Consider the following 6,143-nt stretch of genomic DNA (forward strand, 5'->3'; position numbering starts at 1 on the left):
CAGCACTGGCCGAGGAGACGATGGGGAGATGGCCGAGACACCACAGGGCCGGGAAGCCGCCGGCCGGCACGACGACGACGGGGAGCCGGACAGGCTGCTCGACGGCCTGAGCGTGGACGAGCGCCGGCCCGAGAAGCCGATCCTGCTCGACGCCGACGGACACCCCGTGCGGACGTGGCGGGAGAACTACCCCTACGACCGGAAGATGCGCCGGCCCGAGTACGAGCGGACCAAGCGCATCCTCCAGATCGAGCTGCTCAAGATGCAGCGCTGGGTGAAGGAGACCGGTCAGCGGATCGTCGTGCTCTGCGAGGGCCGTGACGCGGCCGGCAAGGGCGGCACCATCCAGCGCTTCACCGAACGGCTCAACCCGCGCGGCGCCCGCGTCGTGGCGCTGGAGAAGCCGACCGAGCGGGAGGCGGGCCAGTGGTACTTCCAGCGCTACGTGGCGCATCTGCCGGCCCGCGGCGAGATCGTCTTCTTCGACCGCTCCTGGTACAACCGGGCCGGCGTCGAACGCGTGATGGGGTTCTGCACGGAGGAGGAGTACCGCACCTTCCTCGCCCAGGCCCCGCTCTTCGAGCGGCTCCTCACCGACGACGGCATCCTGCTGGTGAAGTTCTGGTTCTCCGTGTCCCAGGCGGAGCAGCGCACCCGGTTCGCCATCCGCCAGGTCGACCCCGTGCGCCGCTGGAAGCTCTCCCCCACCGACGTGGCCTCGCTCGACCGGTGGGACGACTACACGGCCGCCAAGGTCGACATGTTCCGCGCCACCGACACACCGCACGCCCCGTGGACGGTGGTCAAGAACAACGACAAGCGGCGGGGCAGGCTGGAGGCGATGCGCAGCCTCCTCGACCGCTGCGACTACCCGGCGAAGGACCACGAGGCCATGGGCAAGCCCGACCCCCTGATCGTGGGCGTCGCGGACACCCTGCTGGAGGCGGGCGAGGAGCCCACCGACCTCTCCCCCACGCCCCTGGCCGGACACCGCAGGGGCCCCGGCATCCATCCGGCCGCCCCCGACCGGCCCCCCGGGCCGGCCTGAGCCGGGCGCCTGCGGCCCGGCCGGGGCCGGACGGGCGGCCGGGGCCCCTGCGGTGTCCGGGCGACGTCAGCGGCCGCCCGCCGCGTCCTCCCGGGCCTGAGGCGGCGTGCGCAGGGCGAGGACGGCGACGTCGTCGTCGTTGTCGGCCGGCCGGGCGCGCTCCAGCAGGCGGTCGGTGAAGGACTCCAGGGGCCGGTGCGCCAGGGAGGCGGCGTGCCGGCGGAGCCGGTCGAGCCCCTCGTCGAGGGAGCGGCGGGGGGACTCGATCAGTCCGTCGGTGTACAGCACGAGGGTGGAGCCGGGCGGCAGCGTGAGCGTCGCGTCCGGGCGGCTGCGGCGGGCACCGGTGCCCAGGAGGATGTCGTGTCCGTCGGTGAGGTAGCGGGCCAGGCCGGAGCGGGTGACCAGGAGCGGGGGCGGATGGCCGGCGTTGGTCCACGACAGCTCGTACCGCCCGCCGCTCCCTTCGGCCATCCGGGCGAAGATCATGGTGGCCATGGGGACGTCGGTGATGTGCATGACCGCGTCGTCCAGCCGTTCGACGATACGGCTGGGCGGTTCCTCCTGGGACCAGGCGTAGGCGCGGAGCATGTTGCGCACCTGGGCCATGCCGGCGGCGGCGTCCAGGTCGTGTCCGACGACGTCGCCGACGGCCAGGGCGGTGGCGCCGTCGGACAGGGTAAAGGCGTCGTACCAGTCGCCCCCGACATGGGACGCGTCGGGCGCGGGCAGGTAACGGACGGTCATCTCCACGCCCGGTACCCCCGGCATCTGGGGCAGCAGATGGCGTTGCATCGTCTCGGCGACCGCGCGCTGCCGCTGGTAGAGGCGTGCGTTGTCCACGGCGAGGCCGGTGCGGCGCGCGATGTCCTCCAGCAGCGCGACGTCGGCGGTCGTGAACCCGGCCGGTCTCTCGGAGCGGCCCAGGGTGAGCGCCCCCAGCACCTCGCGGGTGCTGCGGATGGGGGCGATGACCGCCGAGTGGATGCCGGTGGCCTCGAACAGCCGGCGCTGTTCGACGGCGATGCCGGAGTCGGGCGGGCCCTGGTAGGTGCGGGGACCGGCCAGGGCGGAGGCGACCCCGCGCAGCGCCCGGGAGAGCGGCATCGGGGACTCCTCGGGCACGGGCGGCATCGGCCCCTGGAGTTCCTCGTGGGTCACCAGGGCTCCCTCCTCGTGGTGGACGACGACGGCCCGCCGCACCTCGTCGCGCTCGGTGATCAGGTCGACGACGGCCCAGTCCGCGAGCCGGGGCAGCACCAGCGCGACCAGGCGGTCCAGCGCCTCGTCGACGTCGAGGGTGGAGGTGAGCCGGGTGGTGGTCTCGGCCAGGAGGGCCAGGCGTTCGAACGGCGGCAGGGATTCGTCGGCCCGGTCCCCTGCGGTGCGGGCGCCGTCGGACGGGTGGAAGAGCACCAAGGTGCCCCGCTGTCCGCCGCCGAGGTCGTACGGGGCGATCGTCCAGGAGATGGACAGCAGGGAGCCGTCCCCCCGTTCGAACCAGTCCTGCTCGGCCTGGGCCGTCCCGCCGGCGTGGAACATCGGCCGCATGCCGCACTGGGACCTCGCCATCGGCTCCCCTCGGGAGGTGCGGTGGAGCAGATCGTGCGCGTCGTGTCCCAGGAGCTCCGCGGCGGGGCGGGCCAGCAGGCGCTCGGCCGCCGCGTTGACGGCGACGATGCAGCCCTTGTCGTCCACGAGGTAGGCGCCGGTGCCGAAGGCGGCCAGGGCGGCGGAGAGCCGGTCCGGGAGCCCGCGCGTGGAGCCCTCCCGGCCGGCCTCCGTCTCCCCGGCCTCCGTGTTCCCGGGCTCCGTCACGTCCCTGCCTCCTCGACTCGCGTCCGCCGTGGGCGTCGTCCCCCGTAGGCGTCGTACCCCCGTAGGCGTCGTGCTCCCGTGCACGCCGTACTGCCGTACTGCCGCACCGCCGCACTTGCATACTTCCGTACCCGTCGTACCGCCGTACTTGCGTACTTCCGTACCGGCCCGCGCGCCGGATGCCCCGGTGCCGCGTCGGGCCCCGGCGGCTCAGCCCGCCGGGGCCCGGTGATCACAGCACTCCTCCCGGGGCCGGGGCACCGGGGGAAGCGGCGGCCGTCCGTCTCAGACGGTGGTGGGGAACCGTTCCCAGACCCGGTGCGAGCCGAGCAGGCCGGTCAGCTGTTCGAGCGCGCCGGTGCCGCTGTCGGCGACGACGACACCGGGCGCGCCGGTGGGCACGCCGGCCGCTTCGAGGGCGGCCGCGCCGCCCGCCCAGGCGCCGATGGCCTTGCCGTGCCGGAAGGCCTCCGCCAGGAGCAGGGCGACCCGGGGATCGACGGTGTCCGGTCCGCCGGGGGCCGGGGCGGCCTTGGCGTCACGGGCGCCGAACGCGTCGCTGCCCGCGGCGGGGGTGCCGACGACCAGCAGGCCGTCGAACTCGACCGACCGGGCGGTGGCGTACGTGCGCTGGACCGTCAGCGCACCGCCGTCCGCACCGAGCTTGCCTCCGGTCGGCGCGACGACGAGGGGGACCATCCCCGCTCCCAGCACGGCCTCGCGCACGGCGTTCACGCCGTCGAGGTCGCCGTCCGCGCCGGTGACGATCCCGATGACGCGGCCGTCGGTGGGCCAGGCGCGGCCGACCTGGGACAGTGCCGGGCTGGGCTCGACGTCCGCGAGGGGCACGGTGGGCTTCGGCGCCGGCAGGCCGAGGCCGTTCGCGACCTGCTCGCACAGCTGCGGGTCGATGTTGGCGAGGACCTCCAGGGCCCGCTCCTTGATCGCCTGCTCGTAGCACTTGCCGAGCTCGAAGGTGTAGGCGCCGATGATGTGCTCGCGCTCCACGGGGCTCATGCTCAGCCAGAAGCGCCGGGGCTGGCTGAAGTGGTCGTCGAACGACTCGGGGGCCTCGCGCACCTTGGTGGCCTCCGGGATCCGCACCGGCGTCTCGATGAAGGCGCCCGTGTCCGCGCCGGCGGTGAAGGGGCAGCCGCCGTCCAGCGAGTTGGGGCGGTACGGGGCGACGCCCCGGTGGACGGCGGTCTGGTGCATGCCGTCGCGGAGCATGTCGTTGACGGGCGCGTGCGGCCGGTTGATGGGGAGCTGCGGGAAGTTGGGGCCGCCCAGCCGCGTGATCTGGGTGTCCAGGTAGGAGAAGAGACGTCCCGCCAGCAGCGGGTCGTCGGTGATGTCGATGCCGGGGACGAGGTGGCCGACGTGGAAGGCGACCTGTTCCGTCTCGGCGAAGAAGTTCGAGGGGTTGCGGTCGAGGGTGAGCAGGCCGATCGGCTGTACCGGGGCGAGCTCCTCGGGCACGATGTTGGTCGGGTCCAGCAGGTCGATGCCCTCGAAGGTCTGCTCCGGGGTGTCGGGGAACGTCTGGATGCCCAGCTCCCACTGGGGGTACGCACCCGCCTCGATGGCGTCGGCGAGGTCCCGGCGGTGGAAGTCGGGGTCGACGCCGTTGATGATCTGCGCCTCCTCCCACACCAGGGAGTGCACGCCCAGCTTGGGCTTCCAGTGGAACTTCACCAGCGTCGTGGCGCCCTCGGCGTTGACCAGGCGAAACGTGTGGACGCCGAAGCCCTCCATCGTCCGGAACGAGCGGGGGATGCCCCGGTCGGACATGTTCCACAGGGTGTGGTGGGTGGCCTCGGTGTGCAGGGTGACGAAGTCCCAGAACGTGTCGTGGGCGCTCTGCGCCTGCGGGATCTCCCGGTCCGGGTGCGGTTTGCCGGCGTGGATGACGTCGGGGAACTTGATCGCGTCCTGGATGAAGAAGACGGGGATGTTGTTGCCGACCAGGTCGAAGACGCCCTCGCTGGTGTAGAACTTCGTCGCGAAGCCGCGGGTGTCACGCACGGTGTCGGACGAGCCCCGCGACCCCAGCACCGTCGAGAAGCGCACGAACACCGGCGTCTCCTCGTCCTCCGCGAGGAACGCCGCCTTCGTCACGGCCGCGGCCGTGCCGTAGCTGCGGAAGACGCCGTGCGCCGCCGCGCCGCGGGCGTGGACCACGCGCTCCGGGATGCGCTCGTGGTCGAAGTGCATGATCTTCTCGCGCAGGTGGTGGTCCTGCAACAGCACGGGACCGCGCGGCCCGGCCTTGAGCGAGTGGTCGGTGTCGTACAGCCGGGTGCCCTGGGCGTTGGTCAGGTAGCTGCCGGACTGCGCCATCCGCGCCTGCTCGGCGCCCGTCGGCTGCCCCGTCGGCGACACGGTGTCGGGGCCGGTCTGGTCCGGCTTCGGCGGCAGCGGCTCGCGGGGCTCCGTCGGCTCGGCGACGGACGGCGACTCGGGCGCCGGCTTGCCGGGGACACCCTCTTCCGGCCCCTGCCCGTCTCCCCGCACGCTCTCCGCCACCTTCCGCACCGCCTTCTTCACCGGATTGGGCTCGCTCATCCATGTCCTCCTCGGCGTCCTGGGCCACTCGGCCGCGGACGCGTACGTAAAACTGCCGACTTCCCGCACAGCCCGCTGTGCGACAGGCGTTCGCACGACGCATAGAACGGTCGGACCGTCCTCGCGGGGCACACCTCTCCCCACCCTCCGTCGGCCGGGCGGACCGCGCACGCCACGCGCGACGGGCGGGTTAACCGACCGGGCCGCCGGCGCCGGCCGAACCGGTCACCGGAGCGAACGCCTGTCGTCGTTCACGGGAACGGAGTAACCACGCGGGCCGGGGCCAATCACGTCGACTACCTGCACGGGGTCCGGGCTACCGCGCACGGGGTGGCGGGGCGACTTACGTACGAGGTGTACGGGATGGCGGGGCGACCGCTGGGCGGGATCGCGGGGCGACCGCCGGGCGGCGGAAGCACCGTCGTCCCGGCGCGCATCGGCGACCGCGCGCCGCGGCCGGCGTGGCCCCGGGAGGGCGGCTCCGGCCGGCCGGGCGGCGCCCGTTCTGATGGACCGTCGGCGGAGGCACGTGGCGGCGGATTCCCGACGCGGAGCGGCTCTCCGCCGTGCAGCGGAACGGTGTTCACCCACCTGAGCGCCTGGAGTGGTGGCGGTCCGGGTGCTGGCTGACGGTGGATCACGTCGGGGCCCGAGTCGGTTCAGCTGACGAGACGCCAGCTGCTCGGCCCTGGCGGAAGGACTCTCCCATGCG

Annotated in this window: 3 protein-coding genes; 1 reads left to right on the forward strand and 2 read right to left on the reverse strand. The window is 73.4% G+C overall.

Annotated features, from left to right (window positions below):
- Positions 1–28: 28 nt before the first annotated feature.
- On the forward strand, positions 29–1,048 hold the full coding sequence (gene ppk2 / locus ACFYWQ_RS23465; protein WP_389518817.1) for a polyphosphate kinase 2: 1,020 nt from the start codon (positions 29–31) through the stop codon (positions 1,046–1,048).
- A gap of 66 nt (positions 1,049–1,114) precedes the next feature.
- On the opposite strand, the gene ACFYWQ_RS23470 is transcribed toward ppk2, so the two are convergent.
- Positions 1,115–2,866 (reverse strand): SpoIIE family protein phosphatase, encoded by a 1,752-nt coding sequence (locus tag ACFYWQ_RS23470; protein WP_389518818.1) that lies wholly within the window; start codon positions 2,864–2,866, stop codon positions 1,115–1,117.
- A 285-nt stretch (positions 2,867–3,151) separates the two neighbouring features.
- Positions 3,152–5,431 (reverse strand): catalase, encoded by a 2,280-nt coding sequence (locus ACFYWQ_RS23475; RefSeq protein ID WP_389518819.1) that lies wholly within the window; start codon positions 5,429–5,431, stop codon positions 3,152–3,154.
- Positions 5,432–6,143: the final 712 nt, after the last annotated feature.

The organism is Streptomyces sp. NPDC003247 (genome assembly GCF_042888135.1).
GTDB lineage: Bacteria > Actinomycetota > Actinomycetes > Streptomycetales > Streptomycetaceae > Streptomyces.